The sequence below is a fragment of the Pseudomonas sp. LRP2-20 genome (assembly GCF_024349685.1).
Taxonomy (GTDB): domain Bacteria; phylum Pseudomonadota; class Gammaproteobacteria; order Pseudomonadales; family Pseudomonadaceae; genus Aquipseudomonas.
In genome coordinates, this window is the sequence record NZ_AP025944.1 from 968,310 (window position 1) to 989,915 (window position 21,606).

Annotated in this window: 23 protein-coding genes; 17 read left to right on the forward strand and 6 right to left on the reverse strand. The window is 62.0% G+C overall.

Annotated elements, in window-relative coordinates:
- Window positions 1-2 precede the first annotated feature (2 nt).
- The 13 genes from hmpA (at window position 3) to OCX61_RS04195 (ending at window position 12,632) form a co-directional block, all read left to right on the forward strand.
- The gene (hmpA, locus tag OCX61_RS04135) at window positions 3-1,181 is read left to right on the forward strand and encodes an NO-inducible flavohemoprotein (protein WP_261942727.1); all 1,179 of its coding nucleotides are present in this window, start codon (window positions 3-5) and stop codon (window positions 1,179-1,181) included.
- A 506-nt stretch (window positions 1,182-1,687) separates the two neighbouring features.
- Complete coding sequence (locus OCX61_RS04140; protein ID WP_261942728.1) at window positions 1,688-2,194, forward strand: disulfide bond formation protein B; 507 nt, start codon at window positions 1,688-1,690, stop codon at window positions 2,192-2,194.
- A gap of 558 nt (window positions 2,195-2,752) precedes the next feature.
- On the forward strand, window positions 2,753-3,697 hold the full coding sequence (gene cyoA, locus OCX61_RS04145; protein WP_085673753.1) for a ubiquinol oxidase subunit II: 945 nt from the start codon (window positions 2,753-2,755) through the stop codon (window positions 3,695-3,697).
- 3 nt (window positions 3,698-3,700) lie between these two features.
- On the forward strand, window positions 3,701-5,719 hold the full coding sequence (gene cyoB / locus OCX61_RS04150) for a cytochrome o ubiquinol oxidase subunit I (protein ID WP_054887537.1): 2,019 nt from the start codon (window positions 3,701-3,703) through the stop codon (window positions 5,717-5,719).
- Window positions 5,720-5,722: 3 nt separating this feature from the next.
- Window positions 5,723-6,346: a cytochrome o ubiquinol oxidase subunit III gene (cyoC, locus tag OCX61_RS04155; protein WP_027920308.1), complete on the forward strand. Its 624-nt coding sequence runs from the start codon at window positions 5,723-5,725 to the stop codon at window positions 6,344-6,346.
- Complete coding sequence (gene cyoD, locus OCX61_RS04160) at window positions 6,346-6,678, forward strand: cytochrome o ubiquinol oxidase subunit IV (RefSeq protein WP_054887538.1); 333 nt, start codon at window positions 6,346-6,348, stop codon at window positions 6,676-6,678. The genes cyoC and cyoD overlap by 1 nt, the downstream gene beginning before the upstream one ends.
- A gap of 11 nt (window positions 6,679-6,689) precedes the next feature.
- A complete protein-coding gene (gene cyoE, locus OCX61_RS04165; RefSeq protein WP_261942729.1) occupies window positions 6,690-7,577 on the forward strand; it encodes a heme o synthase in 888 nt (295 codons plus the stop codon).
- 133 nt (window positions 7,578-7,710) lie between these two features.
- Complete coding sequence (locus OCX61_RS04170) at window positions 7,711-8,838, forward strand: hypothetical protein (RefSeq protein WP_261942730.1); 1,128 nt, start codon at window positions 7,711-7,713, stop codon at window positions 8,836-8,838.
- A 173-nt stretch (window positions 8,839-9,011) separates the two neighbouring features.
- Entirely contained in the window at window positions 9,012-10,220 is a 1,209-nt protein-coding gene (alaC, locus tag OCX61_RS04175; protein WP_261942731.1) for an alanine transaminase, read from the forward strand.
- Window positions 10,221-10,370: 150 nt separating this feature from the next.
- Entirely contained in the window at window positions 10,371-10,754 is a 384-nt protein-coding gene (locus OCX61_RS04180; protein ID WP_261942732.1) for a YkgJ family cysteine cluster protein, read from the forward strand.
- 371 nt (window positions 10,755-11,125) lie between these two features.
- Window positions 11,126-11,689: a GNAT family N-acetyltransferase gene (locus tag OCX61_RS04185; RefSeq protein ID WP_085673742.1), complete on the forward strand. Its 564-nt coding sequence runs from the start codon at window positions 11,126-11,128 to the stop codon at window positions 11,687-11,689.
- A gap of 11 nt (window positions 11,690-11,700) precedes the next feature.
- Window positions 11,701-12,240 (forward strand): hypothetical protein, encoded by a 540-nt coding sequence (locus OCX61_RS04190; protein WP_261944266.1) that lies wholly within the window; start codon window positions 11,701-11,703, stop codon window positions 12,238-12,240.
- A gap of 11 nt (window positions 12,241-12,251) precedes the next feature.
- Window positions 12,252-12,632 carry a lysozyme inhibitor LprI family protein gene (locus OCX61_RS04195; protein ID WP_261942733.1) on the forward strand — a complete coding sequence of 127 codons (381 nt, stop codon included), beginning with the start codon at window positions 12,252-12,254 and terminating at the stop codon, window positions 12,630-12,632.
- 33 nt (window positions 12,633-12,665) lie between these two features.
- On the opposite strand, the gene mnmH is transcribed toward OCX61_RS04195, so the two are convergent.
- Window positions 12,666-13,766, reverse strand: a complete 1,101-nt coding sequence (gene mnmH, locus OCX61_RS04200; RefSeq protein ID WP_261942734.1) for a tRNA 2-selenouridine(34) synthase MnmH — start codon at window positions 13,764-13,766, stop codon at window positions 12,666-12,668.
- Window positions 13,766-14,800, reverse strand: coding sequence for a selenide, water dikinase SelD (gene selD, locus OCX61_RS04205; RefSeq protein ID WP_261942735.1), 1,035 nt, complete (start codon window positions 14,798-14,800; stop codon window positions 13,766-13,768). The genes mnmH and selD overlap by 1 nt, the downstream gene beginning before the upstream one ends.
- A 126-nt stretch (window positions 14,801-14,926) precedes the next feature.
- Between selD and OCX61_RS04210 the strand changes: the two genes are divergently transcribed.
- From OCX61_RS04210 to phnE, 4 genes are read left to right on the forward strand one after another with little or no spacing between them, the layout of a single operon-like run.
- Window positions 14,927-15,781: a putative selenate ABC transporter substrate-binding protein gene (locus tag OCX61_RS04210; RefSeq protein WP_261942736.1), complete on the forward strand. Its 855-nt coding sequence runs from the start codon at window positions 14,927-14,929 to the stop codon at window positions 15,779-15,781.
- A complete protein-coding gene (locus OCX61_RS04215) occupies window positions 15,778-16,575 on the forward strand; it encodes a phosphonate ABC transporter ATP-binding protein (protein WP_261942737.1) in 798 nt (265 codons plus the stop codon). Before OCX61_RS04210 ends, OCX61_RS04215 begins: the two co-directional genes overlap by 4 nt.
- Complete coding sequence (locus tag OCX61_RS04220) at window positions 16,569-17,396, forward strand: PhnE/PtxC family ABC transporter permease (protein WP_261942738.1); 828 nt, start codon at window positions 16,569-16,571, stop codon at window positions 17,394-17,396. Before OCX61_RS04215 ends, OCX61_RS04220 begins: the two co-directional genes overlap by 7 nt.
- Entirely contained in the window at window positions 17,393-18,160 is a 768-nt protein-coding gene (gene phnE, locus OCX61_RS04225) for a phosphonate ABC transporter, permease protein PhnE (RefSeq protein WP_261942739.1), read from the forward strand. The genes OCX61_RS04220 and phnE overlap by 4 nt, the downstream gene beginning before the upstream one ends.
- A 169-nt stretch (window positions 18,161-18,329) precedes the next feature.
- Here phnE and OCX61_RS04230 read toward each other — a convergent pair whose 3' ends face one another.
- The 4 genes from OCX61_RS04230 to OCX61_RS04245 all read right to left on the reverse strand — a co-directional run bounded on the left by OCX61_RS04230 (window position 18,330) and on the right by OCX61_RS04245 (window position 21,447).
- Window positions 18,330-19,220, reverse strand: coding sequence for a bestrophin family protein (locus tag OCX61_RS04230; protein WP_261942740.1), 891 nt, complete (start codon window positions 19,218-19,220; stop codon window positions 18,330-18,332).
- A gap of 80 nt (window positions 19,221-19,300) precedes the next feature.
- Entirely contained in the window at window positions 19,301-19,780 is a 480-nt protein-coding gene (locus OCX61_RS04235) for a GNAT family N-acetyltransferase (RefSeq protein WP_261942741.1), read from the reverse strand.
- A 98-nt stretch (window positions 19,781-19,878) separates the two neighbouring features.
- Window positions 19,879-20,649: a hypothetical protein gene (locus OCX61_RS04240; RefSeq protein WP_261942742.1), complete on the reverse strand. Its 771-nt coding sequence runs from the start codon at window positions 20,647-20,649 to the stop codon at window positions 19,879-19,881.
- A gap of 150 nt (window positions 20,650-20,799) precedes the next feature.
- Complete coding sequence (locus OCX61_RS04245; protein ID WP_261944267.1) at window positions 20,800-21,447, reverse strand: trypsin-like peptidase domain-containing protein; 648 nt, start codon at window positions 21,445-21,447, stop codon at window positions 20,800-20,802.
- Window positions 21,448-21,606 lie beyond the last annotated feature (159 nt).

Sequence of the window (21,606 nt, forward strand, 5' to 3'; positions counted from 1 at the left end):
AAATGCTCAATGCCGAACAACGTGCAATCATCAAAGCCACTGTCCCTCTGCTGGAAACCGGTGGTGAAGCGCTGACCACCCACTTCTACAAGATGATGCTCAGCGAGTACCCAGAGGTCCGCCCACTGTTCAACCAGGCCCACCAGGCCAGTGGCGACCAGCCGCGTGCCCTGGCCAATGGCGTGCTGATGTATGCCCGTCATATCGACCAGCTGGAGCAGTTGGGTGGCCTGGTCGGCCAGATCATCAACAAACACGTCGCCCTGCAGATTCTGCCGGAGCACTACCCGATCGTCGGCAGCTGCCTGCTGCGCGCCATCGAGGAAGTGCTGGGCAAGGAAATCGCCACCCCTGAGGTCATCGCCGCCTGGGCCGCCGCCTATGGCCAGCTGGCCGACATCCTGATCGGTGCCGAGGAAAGCCTTTACAAACAGAAGGAAGAGGCCGCCGGCGGCTGGCGCGGTACCCGCGAATTCCGCCTGGTCCGTCGTGAACAGGAAAGCAGCGAGATCACCTCGTTCTACTTCGCCCCGGTGGATGGCCAGCCGGTACTCAAGGCCGAGCCTGGCCAGTACATCGGCCTGCAGCTGTTCATCGACGGTGCCGAGCAGCGCCGCAACTACTCGCTGTCGGCCCTGTGCGACGGCCAGGGGTACCGCATCAGCGTCAAGCGCGAGGAGGGCGGCAAGGTTTCCAACTACCTGCATGATGAGCTGGTGGTGGGCGACACCCTGCAGTTGTTCCCGCCAGCCGGTGACTTCACCCTGGCTGCCAGCGACAAGCCGTTGGTGTTGATCAGCGCCGGTGTGGGCATTACCCCGACCCTGGCGATGCTCGAAGCCGCCCTGCAGACCCAGCGCCCGGTGCATTTCATCCATTGCGCACGTAACGGTGCGGTGCACGCCTTCCGCGACTGGGTCGACGGTCTGGCCGAGCGCCATCCGCAGCTCAAGCGCTTCTATTGCTATGCCGAGCAAACGGGCGCACAGAAGGCCGACGCAGTGGGGCTGCTGAGCCAGGACCTGCTGGGCGAGTGGCTGCCGCGTGAGCGCGATGTGGATGCCTACTTCCTCGGGCCGAAAGGCTTCATGGCAGCGGTCAAGCGCCAGCTGAAGGGCCTGGGTGTGCCAGAGCAGCAGAGCCGTTACGAGTTCTTCGGGCCGGCGGCTGCCCTGGAGTGATGGAGTGATGTACTGACTGGGCCGGCCTCTTCGCGCCGAACCGCCGCGAAGAGGCCGGTACAGGTTCATCAAAACATCATCCCAGTCGCTGGCAAGCCAGCTCCCCTGCAGCAGTGCTCCCGCCCGTGGGTAATCGAGAACGAAACGGTCGATCGCATTCGCCGCGCGGGGGCTGGCTTGCCAGCGACTGGGCCGATCAATACTTCCTGCCTATATATAAGGAAAGATGAAGGGTGCCTCGGCACCTTTCATCTTTAATCCTCCTTTAATCACTGTATCCTTCACTCCCGGGTGTCGAGGGGCTTGCCCCTGCGCGGCACCCGGGCAGCCGCTTTTTTACCGGCCGACGTTGAACCGACCTTGCTGCAGCCGGTCTCAGCATCTCCGGATAGCCCTGTGCAGTGCTGTCTCGCCGCCTCCTCGACACGCTAAAGGGCCATGCCTGCGTGTAGAATCGCACGAAGGCGGGCGGACCACGCTGCCACTATCCATCGAAGGAATCGGCAATGAACGAACAAACCTTGCGCCTGAACCGCGAACGGCGCTTTCTGGTGCTGCTGGGGGTGATCTGCCTCGCCCTGATCGGCGGTGCGCTGTACATGCAGGTGGTACTGGGTGAGGCACCTTGCCCGCTGTGCATCCTGCAACGCTATGCCTTGCTCTTTATCGCCATCTTCGCGTTCATTGCCGCCGCCATGCCCGGGCGCCGCAGCCTGACCCTGTTCGAGGGCCTGGTGGTGCTCAGTGCCATTGGCGGAATCGTTGCGGCCGGCAACCATGTGTATATACTCGCCAACCCCATGGTCAGTTGCGGCATCGATACCCTGCAACCGATCGTCGACGACCTGCCCCTGGCCAAGCTCTGGCCGCTGGTGTTCCAGGTCGATGGCTTCTGCAGCACGCCGTACCCGCCGATCCTCGGTTTGTCGCTGGCGCAGTGGGCACTGGTGGCGTTCGTCCTGACTGCCATCCTGGTACCGTTCGGCATCTACCGCAACCGGCGCCAGTCTTAGACATAAGTCCCGATTTCGGTGTGGTCTTTTGCACCGGATGAGAAGAGTGAAAAGTCCTCTCCCGCTTGATCCAGATCAACCTCAAAGCCTTGTGAAATGCGGGCTCGAGGCCTATCAAGCGGGGTGCGACAAACTGTCGCGAAGTTGATTTGTCGAGCTGTATTGTTACAGATCCTGTAAAGGACTGTTGCTCAATAAGTCATAGTCAAGGGTTGGCGACCTATCTACAATCGCCCCCAATTTCCGTTCGGCACTGCTTGCGAGTCGCAGGATTGAAGGAAGCCCCAGCGCTCCTTTTTGCTGACTTCGTCAAGTTTCGCCCAACGGCGATACCGGGCGGACCCCCCTCCGCGTTTTCCCGCACCAAATGGACTTGGTCTGAAGTACAGGCCTGTTGCCTACGAAACCATAAGCACCGCTAACCCGCTTTGCGCCAAGGTCCTGCAGTCGGACCCAGGCAGGAGCGAGTACGGGCGCGAAATGCCGCACTTGGCAGGACGAAGTGTTGGCTACCAAAACACAAATTGCATTGAAGCAAGCTGATCTAGAGGTCGTGAGATGAGTAAAAAGCGTTACCCCAGACTGTTTGGCATATTGCCCTTTTTAGGCATGCTTTTACTCAGTGGGTGCAACTGGACCCTGCTCGACCCGAAAGGTCAGGTCGGCATTGAGCAAAAGAACCTGATCCTGATCGCTACCGGCCTGATGCTGCTGGTGGTGATTCCGGTCATCATCATGACCGTGGCATTCGCCTGGAAGTACCGTGCTTCCAACAAGGCCGCCACCTATACCCCAGACTGGTCGCACTCGACCAAGATCGAAGCCGCGGTGTGGATCATCCCGATCATCATCATCATCGCCCTGGGCTACGTCACCTACAAGTCGACCCACAAGCTGGACCCGTACCGTCCACTGGATTCCGATGTGAAGCCGGTGCAGATCGACGTGGTCGCGCTGGACTGGAAGTGGCTGTTCATCTACCCGGAGCAGGGCATTGCCACGGTCAACAAGATCGTCTTCCCGGCTAACACCCCGGTCAACTTCCGCGTCACCTCCGACGCCGTGATGAACTCGTTCTTCATCCCGGGCCTGGGTGGCCAGATCTACGCCATGGCTGGCATGACCACCAAGCTGCACCTGATCGCCAACGAAAACGGCGAATTCGACGGTATCAGCGCCAACTACAGCGGTGCTGGCTTCACCGGCATGAAATTCAAGGCCACTGCAACCTCTCAGGAAGACTTCGACAAGTGGGTCGCCGAGGTCAAGCAGTCGCCGAAGAAGCTGGACAAGGCTGAATACGACGCCTTGGCCAAACCAAGCGAAAACAACCCAGTCGCGCTGTACAGCGAGGCCTCGCCTGACCAGTTCCAGATCATCGTCGACAAGTACGAAGGCATGAACCGCGGTCGTCCGAGCCACGAAGAAGCAGGCAGCAAAGATCTGGCCACAACCAAGGGTGTGGAATCGAGTATGCAACCAGCTGCCGGTGCAGAGGAGTAAGAGATGTTCGGTAAATTAACCCTGGAGGCGATACCCTTCCACGAGCCGATAGTCATGGTGACCCTTGCCATGATCGCGCTCGGGGGTATTGCTGTCGTTGGTGCTATCACCTATTTCCGCAAGTGGACCTACTTGTGGACCGAGTGGTTGACCACCGTCGACCACAAGAAAATCGGGGTGATGTACATCGTCGTCGCGATGGTCATGCTGCTGCGCGGCTTCGCCGACGCCATCATGATGCGTACCCAGCTGGCTGCCGCTACCGGTGGCTCCGAAGGCTACCTGCCGCCTGAACACTATGACCAGATCTTCACCGCTCACGGTGTGATCATGATCATCTTCATGGCGATGCCGTTCTTCACCGGCCTGATGAACCTGGCGGTTCCTCTGCAGATCGGTGCACGTGACGTTGCCTTCCCGTTCCTGAACTCCCTGAGCTTCTACCTGCTGCTGGCAGGCGTGCTGCTGGTCAACATCTCGCTGGGCGTTGGTGAATTCGCCAAGACCGGCTGGGTTGCCTATCCGCCGCTGGCGGGCATCCAGTACAGCCCTGGGGTGGGTGTCGACTACTACATCTGGGCGCTACAGCTCTCAGGCTTGGGTACGACACTGACCGGCGTGAACTTCCTCGTCACCGTGATGAAGATGCGCGCACCTGGCATGAAGCTGATGGACATGCCGATCTTCACCTGGACCTGCACCTGGGCCAACGTGCTGATCGTGGCTTCGTTCCCGATCCTGACCGCTGCACTCGCTCTGCTGACTGTTGACCGTTATCTGGACTTCCACATTTTCACCAACGAGCTTGGTGGGAACCCGATGATGTACGTCAACCTGTTCTGGGCGTGGGGTCACCCTGAGGTTTACATCCTGATCCTGCCGGCCTTCGGCGTGTTCTCGGAAGTGACTTCGACCTTCTCCGGCAAGCGTCTGTTCGGCCACCACTCGATGATCTACGCATCGGGCGCCATCGCCGTTCTGGGCTTCGCTGTATGGCTGCACCACTTCTTCACCATGGGTGCCGGCGCCAGCGTCAACACCTTCTTCGGCCTGGCGACGATGCTGATCTCCATCCCGACCGGTGTGAAGCTGTTCAACTGGCTGTTCACCATGTACCAGGGCCGTGTGCGCTTCACCGCACCGATGCTGTGGACCCTGGGCTTCATGATCACCTTCTCGATCGGTGGCATGACTGGCGTTCTGCTGGCTGTTCCAGGTGCTGACTTCGTACTGCACAACAGCCTGTTCGTTATCGCTCACTTCCACAACGTGATCATCGGTGGTGCGGTATTCGGCTACATCGCCGGCTTCGCCTACTGGTGGCCAAAAGCGTTCGGCTTCAAGCTGAACGAGAAGTGGGGCAAAGCTGCCTTCTGGTTCTGGATCTCTGGCTTCTACGTAGCGTTCATGCCGCTGTACGCCCTGGGCTTCATGGGCATGACCCGTCGTCTGAACCACTCCGACAACCCACTGTGGGAACCCTACCTTTACGTAGCCGTTGTCGGCGCCGTGCTGATCCTGTTCGGTATCGCCTGCCAGCTGATCCAGATCGTCGTTTCGATCCGCGATCGCGAGCAGAACCTGGACGTGACCGGCGACCCATGGGGCGGCCGTACCCTGGAATGGTCGACTTCGTCGCCACCTCCGTTCTACAACTTCGCCCACATGCCTGAGAAAGTTGGCCTGGACTGCTGGAACGAAGCCAAGGAAGCCGGTGTTGCCTACAAGGTGCCAGGCAAGTACGAAGCGATCCACATGCCGAACAACACCGCTACCGGTCTGTTCATGGGTCTGTTCCTGACTGTCTTCGGCTTCGCTTTCATCTGGCACATCTGGTGGCTGGTTGGCGCGAGCCTGCTGGCAACCATCGCGGTCTTCGTTCGCCACGCTGCGCGTGACGACCAGGGCTACATGGTTCCGGCCGAAGAAGTGGCGCGCATCGAAGGCGAGCGTCTCAAAGCGCTGGCCAAAGCAGGTGCTCTGCCTGCCGGCGCACGTGTCGAATCGTTTGAACGGGTGTAATCAATGTCCAGTCAAGTAATCCACGGTGGCGCGCATGGTCATGACCATGCTCACGATGACCACCACCACGACTCGGGCCAGATGACCGTCCTCGGTTTCTGGCTGTACCTGATGACCGACTGCATCCTGTTTGCGTCGCTCTTCGCCACCTACGCGGTGCTGTCCGGCAGTTTTGCCGGCGGCCCGTCGGGTCACGACATCTTCCAGCTCGACTTCGTAGCTGTAGAAACGCTGTTCCTGCTGCTGTCCTCGATCACCTTCGGCTTCGCCATGCTGAAGATGTTCGACGGCAAGAAAGCGGGCGTACTGGGCTGGTTGGCTGTGACCTTCCTGTTCGGTGCAGGCTTCATCGCGATGGAAATCTATGAATTCCATCACCTGATCGGCGAGGGCTTCGGCCCGACCCGCAGTGGCTTCCTGTCGGGCTTCTTCGCCCTGGTAGGTACCCACGGTCTGCACGTGACCGCCGGCCTGATCTGGATGGCAATCATGATGTACCAGATCAACAAGCACGGCATCACGCCGACCGCCAAGACCCGCATGAGCTGCCTGAGCCTGTTCTGGCACTTCCTGGACGTGGTCTGGATCTGCGTATTCACCGTCGTCTACCTGCTGGGAGTTCTGTAATGGCTAACGCACACGACACTCATCACGAAGGTAATCACGGCAGCGTCAAGTCGTACATGATCGGCTTCATCCTGTCGATCATCCTGACCGCGATCCCGTTCGGCCTGGCCATGTCGCCAAGCCTGCCGAAGAACCTGACCGTTCTGATCATCGTGGCCATGGCCGTGATTCAGGTAGTGGTACACCTTGTGTACTTCCTGCACATGGACCGCTCGAAAGAGCAGCGTTCCAACGTGTCGACGTTCCTGTTCACCACCCTGGTAATCGCTCTGCTGGTCGGCCTGTCGCTGTGGATCATGTTCAGCATCCACTTCGAAATGATGGCCAAGTGAGGTAAGACTGCATGTCCGTTAAGCACTTTATCCAAATCACCAAACCGGGGATCATTTTCGGTAACGTGCTTTCCGTGGCAGGCGGTTTCTTCCTTGCCTCGAAGGGCCATGTGGACTTCGCCCTGTTCCTGGCAGTGGTGATCGGTACTTCGCTGGTGGTGGCGTCCGGATGCGTGTTCAACAACTGCATCGACCGTGACATCGACCACAAGATGGAGCGCACCAAGAACCGCGTCATGGTGCAGGGCGGCATGTCGCTGACCCTCGCGCTGGTCTACGCCACCCTGCTCGGGGTGGCGGGTTTCAGCCTGCTGTATGTCCAGGCCAACCCGCTGTCGGCGTTCTGCGCGGCTGTAGGCTTTATCGTCTACGTCGGTTTCTACAGCCTCTGGCTGAAGCGCAAATCGGTGCACGGCACCTTGGTCGGCAGCCTGTCTGGTGCCATGCCTCCGGTGATCGGCTACTGCGCCGTGAGCAACAGTTTCGACCTGGCTGCAGTGACCCTGCTGGTGATGTTCAGCCTGTGGCAGATGCCGCACAGCTTCGCCATCGCCATCTTCCGCTTCAAGGATTACAGCGCTGCCAACATTCCGGTCCTGCCGGTGGCACGTGGCATCCTCGCGGCGAAGAAGCAGATCGTGCTGTATGTGCTGGCCTTCCTGCTCGCCACCTTGATGCTCACCCTCGGCGGTTACGCCGGCCTCGGCTACCTGGCCGTGGCAGCAGCCATGGGCCTGTACTGGCTGTACATGGCCTGGGGTGGCTACAAGGCTGAAGACGACAGCAAGTGGGCCCGCAAGGTGTTCGGCTTCTCCATCCTCACCGTCACTGCCCTGAGCGTGATGATGTCGGTGGACAGCCAGACCGCTGCGGACGTGCTGATGACCTACGCGCGTTGATACAGACCCCTGTTACACGAAAACCCCGGCCATGTGCCGGGATTTTTTTTGCCTGTGGTTCAGCGCTTCCGGCTGATAGCGCCGGCGACTGCGGCGCTACCGTGCGTGCTTCAGCCAATCGGAGAAAACAGGCATGAGTGTGTTCAACGTGTATTTCTGCGGCACCGGGGCTACCGCAGGCGATGTCAGCAACCCTGACTATTGGGATGGCGAGCTGATCTCGCTGCTTGCCTTCAATGACCAGGGGCGGGAGTTTGCCGACAAGATCGTGGTCGATGGGCCGGGCAGTGGCAATCTTCAGGACGACAACCTGTTCGTCGATGATGGCGACCATGGCGCGGCAATGGGAACGTTGCTCGGCAAGGGCTGGGAAGAGAATGTCCAGCATGCCTTGCAAATGATCAAGGGCGAGTCGCTGTGGCAGCGTGGCGAGCGAACCCAGGCCGAGTACCAGCGGCTGAAAGAGGCCGGAGCACCGCTTGACGAGGCCAAGGGAACCGGCAACTGGTTCCGCGAGCGTTACGATTACGGCCAGCGGCCGGTCACCCCTCAGGCGCTGCAGGAGCAGATCATCCGCCAGTTCCGCAAGCAGCTGATACCCGAACAGGTCAACCTGATTGGCTGGAGCCGCGGCGGCATCAGTTGCCACATGCTAGCCAACGCCATGGCACAGGACCCGGTCTTGCAGCACACACCGGTGAACATTTTTGCCGTCGACCCGGTTCCAGGGATACTCAACGTGCAGAAGGCGCGCGCCGTCCTGGCTGCAAATGTCAGGCAGTATGTCGGTTTCTACGCTCGCGACGAACGCTCCAGGGGGTTCGCCTGCGTGGTGCCGGAGGTGGCCGTCGGTACGCGTATGAGCATTTACCCGATGCCAGGGCGTCACGCCACACTCGTGGGCAATGCTTCACCGACTGGCGAAGGGCCCGGTGACACCTGCAAGGCGCCCGGCCGCATCGTGCGACACCTGGCCGAGCGATGCCTGGAAGGTTGGGGCGTCAATCTTGAAAAGCGCCTGCAGCTGGATGACCGTGAGCTGATGGCGCATCACCAGGCGCTGGCCAGCGACGATGCGATTTACCTGGCCATGCGCAGCAAGTCCTATACCTATTTCGACGAAGGGCAGGGCGACGAGCGCAAGGTTCACCACGGCCTTGAGGAAAAGCCATTCAGCGAGGTGAATGGGGCGCACATGCAGCCGAGTGCAGGGTTGGGTCTGAAACAGTGGGATCAAAGCACGTACGAGGCCTTGAAGTGACTTTGCAAGGTCCTGAAAATATAAGAATTTCGATCTAAGCATCTGAAAAAATATATATAAACAGGAAAAATGCCTTTACATGCCATTTGAAGCGGCACTATCCTCTTATTCGGCCGCCCCAGCGGCCAGCGTCGCTCGGACGGTTCCGGGCGCTTACGTCTGCAGAGGAAACCATGGCCAATCCAGGTTCGCCGCGCCGCTTCGCGCGCATCGATCGTCTCCCCCCTTACGTCTTCAACATCACGGCCGAACTCAAGATGGCTGCGCGCCGCCGTGGCGAGGACATCATCGACCTGAGCATGGGCAACCCCGATGGCGCGACCCCGCCGCACATCGTCGAGAAGCTGGTGCAGGTCGCCCAGCGCGATGACACCCACGGTTACTCCACATCCCGCGGCATTCCGCGCCTGCGCCGGGCCATCTCCAACTGGTACAAGGAACGCTACGCGGTCGACATCGACCCGGAAAGCGAAGCCATTGTCACCATTGGCTCTAAAGAGGGCCTGGCGCACCTGATGCTCGGCACTCTCGACCACGGCGACACCGTGCTGGTGCCCAACCCGAGCTACCCGATCCACATCTACGGCGCCGTGATCGCCGGCGCCCAGGTGCGCTCGGTACCGCTGGTGCCGGGGGTGGATTTCTTCAACGAACTGGAGCGGGCGATCCGCGAATCGATCCCCAAGCCGAAAATGATGATCCTCGGCTTCCCGTCCAACCCCACTGCCCAGTGCGTGGAGCTGGATTTCTTCGAGCGCGTGGTAGCCCTGGCCAAGCAGTACGACGTGCTGGTGGTGCACGACCTGGCCTACGCCGACATCGTCTACGACGGCTGGAAGGCCCCGTCGATCATGCAGGTGCCGGGCGCCAAGGACATCGCGGTGGAGTTCTTCACTCTGTCCAAGAGCTATAACATGGCCGGCTGGCGGATCGGTTTCATGGTCGGCAACCCCGAGCTGGTCAGTGCCCTGGCGCGAATCAAGAGCTACCACGACTATGGCACCTTCACTCCGCTGCAGGTCGCTGCCATCGCGGCCCTGGAAGGCGACCAGCAGTGCGTGCGTGACATCGCCGAGCAGTACCGCCAGCGCCGCAACCTGCTGGTCAAGGGCCTGCACGAGCTGGGCTGGATGGTCGAGAACCCCAAGGCGTCGATGTACGTGTGGGCGAAGATCCCGGAGCAGTACGCGCACCTCGGTTCGCTGGAGTTCTCCAAGAAGTTGCTGGCCGAAGCCAAGGTCTGCGTGTCGCCGGGCATCGGTTTTGGTGACTACGGCGACGACCATGTGCGCTTCGCGCTGATCGAGAACCAGGATCGGATTCGTCAGGCGATTCGCGGTATTCGCCAGATGTTCCGTGCCGATGGATTGATCCAGAAATAACGCTTCACCCGGGCCCGCTTTGGCGGGCTCGGGCCAGCCGGATCAACGGCAAACTATTTTTGCATTACCCCTCTTCTCAGCCGACCTGGCTTCGATTACAAATGGCGCGCGGGCCAGCCCCGATAACAACAACCTTCCCTCCGTGCCATCATGTCCGAATACAACCCTTGCCTTGACTGCGGCGCCTGCTGCGGGTATTTCCGTGTGTCCTTCTTCTGGGGCGAATGCCAGTCTGCCGGCGGCGTTGTGCCGGATGACCTGGTGGTGCAGATCAACCCCACCCGCGTTGCCATGATCGGCACCGACGCCAAGCCTTGCCGCTGCGTGAGCCTGCAGGGCGAGATCGGTACCGAGGTGGCGTGCACCATCTACGCCAACCGATCCAGCCCTTGCCGTGAGTTCGAGGCGTCTTGGGAGGGCGGTGTGCATAACCCGAGTTGCGACGATGCGCGGGCGGCCTATGGGCTGCCGCCACTGACCCCGCCGGGGGCCAACGAGCCGCATTGGCCGGATGATGGGGCGGAGGTGGCCTGAGCCATTTTCGCGATCTGCGGCGCCTGAAGGGGTTCGCCGATAGAGATGCAGCGCTCTTGAGACCGAGCGCCGCCCGCGCGGCGCATCGCGAGCTATCGCTCGCTCCTACGTTTGTTTCGGGCCAATTGTTCCTGGGAGATCTGCGCGCGATCCCTTCAACGCATGGCACGATATCGCGTCGAACAAACAAGGCGCGCGCGTCTGCAACAGGGTTTACTGGCCAGAAACAAACGCAGGAGCGAGCGATAGCTCGCGATGCGCCGCGCGGGCGGCGCTCGATATCCGCCCCACCGCAAACCCCAAGACATACCCCCGCAGCCCCCACATGACGTTAAACTGTCGTCTCCCCAGCAATGGACAGGAGATCCGGCGTGACCCCACCCCGCAGTTTCCCCACTGACCTCTGCCTCGACAGCCCGCGTCTGCAGTTGCGCCCGATGCGCCATGCCGACGCAGAGCAATGGCTGACGATCATGGCCGATCCTGAGGTCATGCGTTACTGGCACCATGCCCCCTGGCAAGACCTGGCCGAAGCCGAAAGCGCCCTGGCTGCCGACCGCGAAGCCTATGCCAATGGCGACCAGCTCAAGCTCGGCATGTACCGCCGCGACAATGGCGAACTGATCGGCATGGTCCAGCTGTTCAATATCGACGACGTCTCGCGCCGTGGCGAGATCGGCTACTGCCTGGCCAGTGCCGTGCAGGGCAGGGGCTACATGGACGAGGCGCTGACCTGCTTCATCGACTATATCGCCCATACCCTGCACATGCGCCGCCTGGAAGGCGAGATCGACCCGCGCAACCAGGGCTCGGCGCGCACCCTCGAGCGCCAGGGTTTCGTGCTTGAAGGTACGCTGCGGGCTCGCTGGTGCGTGGCGGGCGAGCTGACCGACTCGGGTATCTATGGTCTGCTGCTCGAACCACCCGTCGCATGAGCCTATCCCGCTTGCCTGGGTTCTACCTGACGCTGAGCCTTGCCCTGTACCTGCTCAGCCTGGCCTTCGACGGTGCCGTGATGGGCGCCGGCAGGCACATGCCGGCGCTGCAGATGTTCCTGTACGGCCCCTGGGGCGTCCCCTTCGGGATGTTCCAGTGGTTTGCCAACCCGCTGCTGGCGTTAGCCATCCTTTGCCATCGGCGCCTGCGGCGGCTGGCCTTGCTGCTTGGGCTGGGGGCGTTGTACCTGGCGGCCAGCAGCTTTGGCATCGAACGCCTGCCGGATAACATCAGCTATGAATTCACTGCTCGCACCGGCTTCGGCGCTGGCTTCTACCTGTGGCTGGCGGCGATCCTGGTGTTCTGTGCGGGCCAGGCCTGGCAATGCTGGATCGTGCGCAGCAGTGGCGATGTACCGAGCTGGAACTGGCTGGATGTCGCCTTGATCGCGGCGTTGGCCGTGACCGCTTATGCGGCCACCCAGATGCCATCGCTGCAATTCGAGCCGGGCAAGGTACTGATGCCGCCGCAGCCGGTACAAACGCTCTGAAGGGATTTGCGATGAACAAGCGATATCTATTGCTCCTGGCTTTCCTGGCGCCAATGGCGCTGGCCGACGACAACTCACCGGCTTACAGCCAATGCATGGACAAGGCCTCCAGCACGCTGGCCATGAGCAGTTGCATCCAGGCGCAGACCCAGCTTCAGGACCAGCGCCTGAATCGGGTCTACAAGCAACTGATGAGCAAGCTTGGGAGCGGGCCCCAGAAGGGCTTGCGCGATGTGCAGCGGCAGTGGATCGCCTATCGAGATGCGAACTGTGCGTTCCATGTGCAGGCCAGTGGCGGGACCCTGGCGCAGCTTGAAGGCGGCCTGTGCGTGCTGGCCATGACCCGCGAACGGGCGGCGGAGCTGGAGCGGGTGCTCAGCCCCGGGCAGTGATGAGCTTGACGCTCCTGCAACGGGGCGTTTCGATCAGCGCAGTGCGCGGGTCTTCAGGTATTCGCGCACTTCCAGGCCATCCCCGGCGAACTCGATGCGCTCGGCCTTGGCCTCGCGTTGATAGGCGTACATCGGGTCGTAATACTCCTTGAGCAAGACCTCGAGCCAGCCACGGTGCAGATCCACCTCGCCACTGCGCAGCTGCTTCTCCAGCGCCTGGCGCAGCAGTTCGGACATACGCTGGTAGCGCTCGCCACCCAGCCGCTTGCGAATGTTGGCCATGCTTTGCGTCAGCCGTTCGGCATACAGCTGGCGGCCTTGGTCTTCACCGTACCTGTCGAGGAATTCGGCGAAGAGACTTATCCCGTAGTCGCGCAGCAGGCGGTCTATACGGTTGTCGAAGCTGTCCTCCAGCCACACCATCGGGTAGTGCTGCATGCCGTGATACAGCTCCAGCGGTACCGAGCAACTGCCGACGATACGGCCTTCATCCTCAAGCACGAACTGGTTGATGCCACGGGCACGTTTCTTCAGCACATCGACGGCCAGCCTGTTCTCGAAGTCGATCTGCGCCGGCTGTGCGGTGGCACGCTTGCCGAAGCTGGAACCGCGGTGGTTGGCATGGCCCTCGAGATCCAGCGCGTTGCCAAGCTGGTGCAAGACATCGGTCTTGCCGGTGCCGGTAAGGCCGCCGACAAGGATGAAATCGCATTGCTCGACGGCCTGCTGGGTGGTGTTCAGCAGGAAGCTGCGCATCGCCTTGTAGCCACCCTTGATCCGCGGGTAGTCGATGCCGGCCTCGTCGCGCAACACGTTTTGCACGAGCAGTGAGCGCAGGCCGCCGCGGGCACAGTACAGGTAACCATCGGGATGCTTTTTGGCAAAACTGACCCAGGCGTGCAGGCGCTCGCGCAGGGTGGCGCCGCTGACCAGCTGGTGGCCGAGGGTGATGGCGGCGGCCTGGCCCTGTTGCTTGTAGCAGGTGCCGACCTTCTGCCGCTCCAGGTCATTCATCAGCGGCAGGTTGACGGTGCCGGGGAAGGCCCCCTTGGCAAATTCGATCGGCGCGCGCATGTCCATCATCGGCGCGTCGTTCAGGAACAGTTGCTGGAAGTCGGTGCAGTCGGGGCGCATCAGTTCACCTCGACCGCATGGCTCTGTCGCTCGACCAGCACGCCGATCGGCGCCAGGTTCAGGCCCAGTTCGGCGGCCAGCGCGAGGAACTCGGCTTCGCCTTCAGGGGTAACGGCAACCAGCAGGCCACCGCTGGTCTGCGGGTCGCACAACAGGTGCTTCTGCTCGTCGGTCAGCCTACCGAGCTTGTGCCCGTAGCTGTCGAAGTTGCGCAAGGTCCCGCCAGGGATGCAGCCCTCGACCATGTAGTGGTCGACACTTGGCAGGCGCGGTACGGCGGCATAGTCCAGCAGAGCGGTCAGGCCACTGCCTTCGGCCAGCTCGACCAGGTGGCCGAGCAGGCCGAAACCGGTCACGTCGGTCATTGCCTTGACCCCATCGAGCTTGCCGAAGCGGCTGCCCGGCGTGTTTAGCGTGCACATCCAGTCGCGTGCCAGGCCCTGGTCCTGCTCGCGCAGCTTGGCCTTCTTCTCGGCGGTAGTGAGGATGCCGATGCCCAGCGGCTTGGTCAGGTACAGGCGGCAGCCGGCGGTGGCGGTGTCGTTGCGCTTGAGGTGGCGTTTGCTGACCACACCGGTGACAGCCAGGCCGAAGATCGGCTCGGGGGCGTCGATGGAGTGGCCGCCGGCCAGCGGAATGCCGGCCTCGGCGCACACGGCGCGGCCACCGCGGATCACTTCGCGGGCGACTTCCGGTGGCAGCACGTTGACTGGCCAGCCGAGGATGGCGATGGCCATCAGCGGGTCGCCGCCCATGGCGTAGATGTCGCTGATGGCGTTGGTCGCGGCGATGCGACCGAAATCGTAAGGGTCGTCGACGATCGGCATGAAGAAATCAGTGGTCGAAACCACCCCGCGCTCGTCGTCCAGGGCATACACGGCGGCATCGTCACGCGAGGCATTGCCGACCCACAACTTCGGGTCCAGGGCCTGGGCGCCGCTTTCGGCAAGGATCACATCCAGCACCTTGGGGGAGATCTTGCAGCCACAGCCGGCACCGTGGCTGTACTGGGTCAGGCGAATCGGCTCGCTCATACGTACCTCAGGGGATCAATTTGTTGCGCGATTGTAGCAAAGCTGGCCTTTGCGCCTGTGGCTCTTATAATTCCCACCGTCGGCGCGTTGCCGGCACTTTCCCCGCTATTGAACCGGAGAACTCCCATGCTCAAACGCCCCCTGGCGCTCGCCGCCGGCCTCGTGCTGTCCTGCTGTGCCGTTGTTGCCCAGGCTGCCGACACCTTGCGGGTCAGTGCCATCCCCGACGAGGCGCCGACTGAACTGCTGCGCAAGTTCGAGCCACTGGGCAAGTACCTGTCCAAGCAGTTGGGCATGGACGTGAAATTCGTCCCGGTAGCCGACTACCCGGCGGTGGTCGAGTCGCTGGCCAGCGACCGCCTGGACATGGCCTGGCTGGGTGGTTTCACCTTTGTCCAGGTGCACCTGAAAGACCCGACCGCCACGCCGCTGGTGCAGCGTGAGCAGGACGCCCAGTTCACCTCCAAGTTCATCACCGCCAACCCGGCCGTGAAGAGCCTGGCCGACCTCAAGGGCAAGTCGTTCGCCTTCGGTTCGATCTCGTCCACCTCGGGCAGCCTGATGCCGCGTTACTTCATGCTCAAGGAAGACAACATCAAGCCTGAAAGCTACTTCAGCCGCGTGGCCTATTCCGGTGCCCACGACGCCACTGTCGCCTGGGTGCAGGCCGGCAAGGTCGATGGCGGCGTGCTCAATGCCAGCGTCTGGCAAAAGCTGGTCGATGCCGGCAAGGTCGACACCAGCAAGGTCAAGGTGTTCGCCACCACGCCGGCCTACTACGACTACAACTGGACCGTGCGCGGCAACATGGACCCGGCGCTGAAAGAAAAGATCAAGAAGGCCTTCCTCGACCTCGACCCGGCCAACCCGGAGCACAAGGCGATCCTCGACCTGCAGGCGGCCAGCCGCTTCATCGAGACCAAGCCCGAGAACTATGCGGGTACCGAGCAAGCCGCACGTGAGGCCGGCCTGCTCAAGTGACTATTCATGTACACGGCGCCGGCCTGCGCCACGGCCAGGTCCGCGCGCTCGATGCGGTCAGCCTGAGCATCGCCAAGGGTGAGCGGGTAGCGATCATCGGCCCTTCGGGGGCCGGCAAGTCCAGCTTGCTGCACCTGATGGCTACCGCCGTGCAGCCCAGCAGCGGGCACCTGGAACTGTTCGGTGAGCAGCCCTGGGCGCTGTCTACCGGGGCGCGCCAGCGCCTGCGCGCGCGCATTGGCCTGGTTCACCAGGCACCGCCACTGCCGCCGCGCCAGCGCGTGGTGACGGCGGTGCTCGCAGGGCGCCTGGGGCAGTGGGGCCTGCTGCGTGGGCTGCTCAACCTGGTGTATCCGACCGACGTGCCGGGCGCGCGCCAGGCCTTGGCCGAGCTGGGCCTGGCCGACAAGCTGTTCGTCCAGTGCGGGCAGTTGTCCGGTGGCCAGTTGCAGCGGGTCGGCATTGCCCGGGCGTTGTATCAGCGCCCGGAAGTGCTGTTGACCGACGAGCCGGTGTCGGCCATGGACCCGGTTTTGGCCGATCACAGCCTGGCCCTGCTCAATCGCCATGCCCAGGCCAATGGCGTGACCCTGGTGGCCAGCCTGCATGCGGTGGACCTGGCGCTGGCGCACTTTGCGCGGGTGATTGGTATTCGTGATGGGCAGGTGGCGTTCGACTGCCCGGCCGAGGCGGTGACCGAGCAGTTGCTGGATGCGCTGTACGCCAACGAACAGCTGGGCTCGCCCGTGCAAGCCCAAGGGCCGACCCTGACCGTGCAGATTCCGCGATGCTGAAGGCCGACGCCCGCGACCCGGCTGGGTTGCCGCGGTTGCTGCTGACCTTGCTGGCGCTGGCTGTGCTGTGGCCAGGGCTGCAATTGAGCGAACTGAACCCGGGTGTTTTGCTGCAGGCGGAAAACCGTCAGCAGATCGCCAGCTTCACCCGTGGGTTCTGGCCACCGGCACACAGTGCCGAATTCCTCACGTTGTTGTACGAGTCCACCTTGCAGACGCTGGCCGTGGCGACAGCTGGCATGGCCTTGGCGCTGTTGCTGGCGGTTCCGACCAGCCTGCTGGCAAGCCGTGCGCTGTCACTGCGCGCCGCCTCTCGTGGTGGCCGGGCAGGGCCGTGGTCGCGCTTGTTGCGCTTGCCCGTTCGCGGCCTGCTGATATTCCTGCGCAGCGTGCCGGAGATCGTCTGGGCGCTGCTGTTCGTGCGGGCCGTGGGCTTGGGGCCGACGGCCGGGGTGCTGGCCATCGCCATTACCTACAGCGGCATGCTCGGCAAGGTGTACGCGGAAATCTTCGAATCGGTCGACCAGCGCCCGGCGCATGCCTTGCTGCAGGGTGGCAGCGGCCGGTTGACGGCATTCTTCTACGGCATCCTGCCCAGTGCGTCGGCTGAAGTGGTGTCCTACACCGTGTACCGCTGGGAGTGTGCCGTGCGTGCGTCGGTGGTGATGGGGTTTGTCGGTGCCGGCGGGTTGGGGCAGCAGATCGACCTGTCGATGCGCATGTTCGCCGGGGGCGAGGTGGCCAGCATGCTGCTGGCGTTCCTCGGCCTGGTGCTGTTGGCCGACCTGCTCAGCCGCTTCCTGCGTGGGAGGCTGGCATGAACCGGGTGATCAACCTGCTGGTGATCGTGGCCATCGTGGCGGCGGTGGTGGCGTCGTTCGGTTATCTGGAGCTGGACCTGCACGCCCTGGTGGACGATGGCGGGCTGGGGCAAATGGGTAAGTACGCCGCGCGCTTCCTGCATCCGGACCTGTCCGGCGAGCACTTGCAGGCGGTGGGTCGCGGCGCGCTGGAAACGCTGGCCATGTCGGGCCTGGGCACGCTGCTGGCAATGGTCCTCGGCATGCTGTTGGCCCTGCCGGCGGCGGGGCGCTTCGGTTGGCCGCTGCAATCGCTGGCACGTTTGCTGCTCAATGCCCTGCGAGCCATACCCGAGTTGGTATGGGCGGCATTGACCGTACTGGCGGCAGGGCTGGGGCCCAATGCCGGTACTCTGGCCTTGGCGCTGCACACCTCAGGGGTGCTTGGGCGACTGTTCGCCGAGGCGCTGGAGAATGCGCCGGCGGAGCCCGCGGCGGCCATTCGCCTGCAGGGTAGCGGGCAGGTGGCGGCGTTCTGTTTCGGCACCCTGCCGAACCTGTGGCCGCAATTGCTGGCGTACAGCTTGTACCGCTGGGAGAACAACATTCGCATGGCCAGTGTGCTGGGCTTTGTCGGGGCAGGGGGGCTGGGGCAGATGCTCTATACAACCCTGAGCCTGTTCCAGGAGGCCCAGGCCAGTACGGTGATCATGGCCATGTTGCTGCTGGTGTTGTTGGTTGATGCCTTCAGTGATGTGCTGCGCCAGCGCTATGTGCGTGCCTGACAGATAGCCGGGGCCGCTGCGCGGCCCATCGCCGGCAAGCGCGGCTCCCACAGGAGGTATGTGTGCTACTTGGACTGCCCCCAAGGGTTGGATTTGTTGTCCAACTTCTGGGGGGCAGTCCAACTTGTGGGAGCCGCGCTTGCCGGCGATGGGGCGCGAAGCGGCCCCCTTACTGCACCAACTCCCCACACTGCGCTTCGCGCTGCATCGACTCCAGATTCCGCTCAATGGTCTCGCAAATCGTATCCATCTGGATCTGATGCTCACTGAAGCGAAACGGGCTCTGCAGATCTGTCCCGATCCGTTCGATCGCCAGCAGCATGAACCCCACCACCGTAGACGCCAGTGGCGTGAACCAGCCCAGCGATTCAACCAGCCCCACTGGTACGATCAGGCAGAACAGGGTGATGAACAGCCGTGGGAAATACACGTAGGGGTAGGGCAGCGGCGTATTGGCGATCCGCTCCATGCCGCCCTGGGCGTTGGACAGGTCCACCAGCGTCGACTCCAGCCGCGCCAGGCGAATGCTGTCGAGCCTTCCCGCCTGGTATTCCCTGGCCAGCAACGCCGCCGAGCCACCCAGAATGTCGTTGGCGAAGTTGTTCGAACGGTTGCGCCGTTCAAACTCACCCGGCGGGATGAACGCCATCAGCGCGTCCGGGCAGGGCTCGCCCTTCAGGTGCGCCGCCAGGCAGTTCACATAGGCGATATGCCGGCGCAGCAAGGTCGCCTTGACCGGGTTCAGTCCGTCTTCGGGGTCATCGATCAGTGTCAGCGTCTGCCGGGCGAAGCTGCGCGAACTGTTCACCAGCGCCCCCCACAAGGTCCGCGCTTCCCACCAGCGGTTGTAGGCGCTGCTGTTGCGAAAGCTCACCAGCACCACCAGCGCCGAACCCAGCAAGGTCAGCGGGATCAGCGGCAGGGTGAACTTGCTGTTGAAGAACAGCATGAAATCGATGGTGACCAGCACGTCCCAGAGCATCAGCCAGAACAGCGACCAGCCGATGTAGCCGAAGGTCTTGACGATCAGGCGGTATTTGCGGGCGATGACGTCTTTCACGCGAGCTGCCTCGAAAAGCCGGGGATGCAGGATGGGACGTCGACGGATGGCTATGGTTCGGCGCTGTTCGTTAAGGGGTGTTACTGAACGTGTTGTTTCATCTGCACTAACGCTACCCGCCTGCCATCCCGAGCCTGCCGCTCTTCGATGGCAAAAGGTACAAAGCCAAGCTGTGGATAAAGCAGCAAACCCGCCGTGTTGTGGTTGAAGCACGACACCCAGACCTCCCGCGCCGCGAACTGCTCGCGGGCCAGGTCGACCATGCATTGCACCAGGTAACGCGCCACCCCCTGACCGCGAGCGGCGGGGGCGACCACCACGTTGCCGAGGGCGCAGATACCGCCGTGCTCGGCCTTGTAGAAGTTGGCGAAACCCAGCACCAGGCCATCGCCCTCGACCACGGTCGAACCGCTGCGCTGGGCGATGGCCTCGCTCAGTTGCATGGGCGTCAACGGGTAGCTGGCCTTGGGGAACATGTAGAACAGCTCGTCCGGCTCCTGTGGAAAGCTGCAGATGATGGGAATGTCATTGGGTTCAACGGTACGGTGAGTGAGGTGCATGGCAGGCTCCTTTGCACTTGCAGGGGCATCGAGCCCGTCCCACAGGGGTTTACTGCCCAGGAAAGTGCGCAGGCCCTGTGGTGGCGGATCCCGACATGTCAGCGGTCGGTCTGGTTGCTCATCGAGACATCATTGAACTTGAGTGCTTGCTCATCATTGTTGCGGGTCTGGAACATCAGTTTGATCGATGGTGAGCGTTCGATCTTCCGGTCTGCTTCCATGAACAGCAAGGTGACCGATGTTGGCACATTGCGAATCAACTGGAACCCATTCCATTCGCTGAGCTGCTGGCCTACCCGCACCTGGCTGATCTTGATCGGGGCGCCGGCCTCATCGAACAGGCGTGATTCACCCTGGAACTTGAATGAGCGATCCATGCCCAGGTTGGTCAGCTGGAGCGTGCAATTGGGATAGCGGCCGATGTTCTCGCAGCCGATCAATTCGAAGCGTATATCGTCGACCACTTCCATGCGCTTGCCGAGCAGGTTGCTGCCATCATTCTCGATGACATTGGACTGCACCTTGGCGAATTCGAAGCTGGGCTTGGCGTATTCGGTGCCAAGGATGAAAAACACGAAGCACAGGGCGGTAATCAGGATCGTCGTCAGCGAGCCCCGCATCATTTTTGGCAGGTTGCGAATCTGCCAGCAGATCGACAGGCTCGACAGTAGTGCGAATGTGCTGACCAGAAGAACGATGTTGCGCCAATTGATGAAGCCGAATCCAAATACGCTTGGATCGGGCACCAGGTAGGTGATGACCGCCCACATCGCGCCCAGTGCGACACCGATGCCGGTCATGATCTTGGCGACCATGGACGTGACGCGATTACTCCTGGCAGCCTGCAGGGTCTGCTCCATCTGGGACATACGAACTCCGTGTCATTGTCTCGGCAGGTGGCTGAGACGGGTGATTTCAAAATGACATTATCGTAAATGCAGGGAGCACGGGTAAAGGGCCAGGCTCATCGGTGCGGCGTCGCGCAAGCGAAACCTGGCGTGTTCTGGAGCCTGGCTGCCTCAGAGTTTGCTGGCGACTGTCACGTAGCCTTGGATTGCGGCTGGCGCGCCGTGTGATTTGCCCTTGTGCACCAGGTACTGAAAGCGCCGCCATTCCTTGTCGATTTCGCTGTACGAGAGGAACACGCTCACCCGTGCCTTGCTGGCCAGATCCGGGCGGTTGCGGGCATCGATCCCATCCTTGGCGATGAAGGCGACGTTCATCCCGACCACCTTGCCGTCATCGGCGAACACCGGGCCTCCGGACATGCCCTTGGTGATAGGGCCATCATGCACCGAATAGAAAACGCTGCTCGGCGTGCCTTCGAGTCGCACCAGGGAGTCGAGCGTGCGGCCCTTGCCTTGCACCGGCATCATGAAGCTGTTGAAGCCGACTGCGGTCACCGACTCGCCCGGCACGAACTGACGCCACTGCGGCACCTTGCTGGCCTTGTGCTTGAAGAACACCACGTCCCCCAAGCCTTCGTGCACCACATTGGGCAGGAATGGTGTGTGCTTGGCGGTGACGGCAAAGTCTTCGTTCCACTGGATGGCAGTGGCCATCAGCAGCATTGGCAGGGGGGCACCGGAGGTGACGACAAAAGCCTGGTCGTAGACGGGATCTGAAACGTATGCGGTTGGCATTCCATTGCACCCACTCAGCAGCATCATTGCTGCCAGACAGGGCGCGGTTTTGTTCATGGGGCACGCGGTGGTTGGCTGGAAAAGGAGCGCAACTATGGCTAGATGTCATTAAGCCATCAATGCTTTCGGAATATATATCCGACGAGTGACAGCTTATTGCTATCAATCACGGCTTGGCCAATA

Coding starts and splice junctions, on each gene's coding strand:
- cyoE (WP_261942729.1), top strand. CDS start 6,690: ATGTCCGTTAAGCACTTTATCCAAATCACCAAACCGGGGATCATTTTC.
- OCX61_RS04195 (WP_261942733.1), top strand. CDS start 12,252: ATGAACAAGCGATATCTATTGCTCCTGGCTTTCCTGGCGCCAATGGCG.
- alaC (WP_261942731.1), top strand. CDS start 9,012: ATGGCCAATCCAGGTTCGCCGCGCCGCTTCGCGCGCATCGATCGTCTC.
- cyoB (WP_054887537.1), top strand. CDS start 3,701: ATGTTCGGTAAATTAACCCTGGAGGCGATACCCTTCCACGAGCCGATA.
- hmpA (WP_261942727.1), top strand. CDS start 3: ATGCTCAATGCCGAACAACGTGCAATCATCAAAGCCACTGTCCCTCTG.
- OCX61_RS04210 (WP_261942736.1), top strand. CDS start 14,927: ATGCTCAAACGCCCCCTGGCGCTCGCCGCCGGCCTCGTGCTGTCCTGC.
- mnmH (WP_261942734.1), bottom strand. CDS start 13,766: ATGCGCCCCGACTGCACCGACTTCCAGCAACTGTTCCTGAACGACGCG.
- cyoC (WP_027920308.1), top strand. CDS start 5,723: ATGTCCAGTCAAGTAATCCACGGTGGCGCGCATGGTCATGACCATGCT.
- OCX61_RS04245 (WP_261944267.1), bottom strand. CDS start 21,447: ATGCTGCTGAGTGGGTGCAATGGAATGCCAACCGCATACGTTTCAGAT.
- cyoD (WP_054887538.1), top strand. CDS start 6,346: ATGGCTAACGCACACGACACTCATCACGAAGGTAATCACGGCAGCGTC.
- cyoA (WP_085673753.1), top strand. CDS start 2,753: ATGAGTAAAAAGCGTTACCCCAGACTGTTTGGCATATTGCCCTTTTTA.
- OCX61_RS04180 (WP_261942732.1), top strand. CDS start 10,371: ATGTCCGAATACAACCCTTGCCTTGACTGCGGCGCCTGCTGCGGGTAT.
- OCX61_RS04220 (WP_261942738.1), top strand. CDS start 16,569: ATGCTGAAGGCCGACGCCCGCGACCCGGCTGGGTTGCCGCGGTTGCTG.
- OCX61_RS04140 (WP_261942728.1), top strand. CDS start 1,688: ATGAACGAACAAACCTTGCGCCTGAACCGCGAACGGCGCTTTCTGGTG.
- OCX61_RS04235 (WP_261942741.1), bottom strand. CDS start 19,780: ATGCACCTCACTCACCGTACCGTTGAACCCAATGACATTCCCATCATC.
- selD (WP_261942735.1), bottom strand. CDS start 14,800: ATGAGCGAGCCGATTCGCCTGACCCAGTACAGCCACGGTGCCGGCTGT.
- OCX61_RS04240 (WP_261942742.1), bottom strand. CDS start 20,649: ATGTCCCAGATGGAGCAGACCCTGCAGGCTGCCAGGAGTAATCGCGTC.
- OCX61_RS04170 (WP_261942730.1), top strand. CDS start 7,711: ATGAGTGTGTTCAACGTGTATTTCTGCGGCACCGGGGCTACCGCAGGC.
- phnE (WP_261942739.1), top strand. CDS start 17,393: ATGAACCGGGTGATCAACCTGCTGGTGATCGTGGCCATCGTGGCGGCG.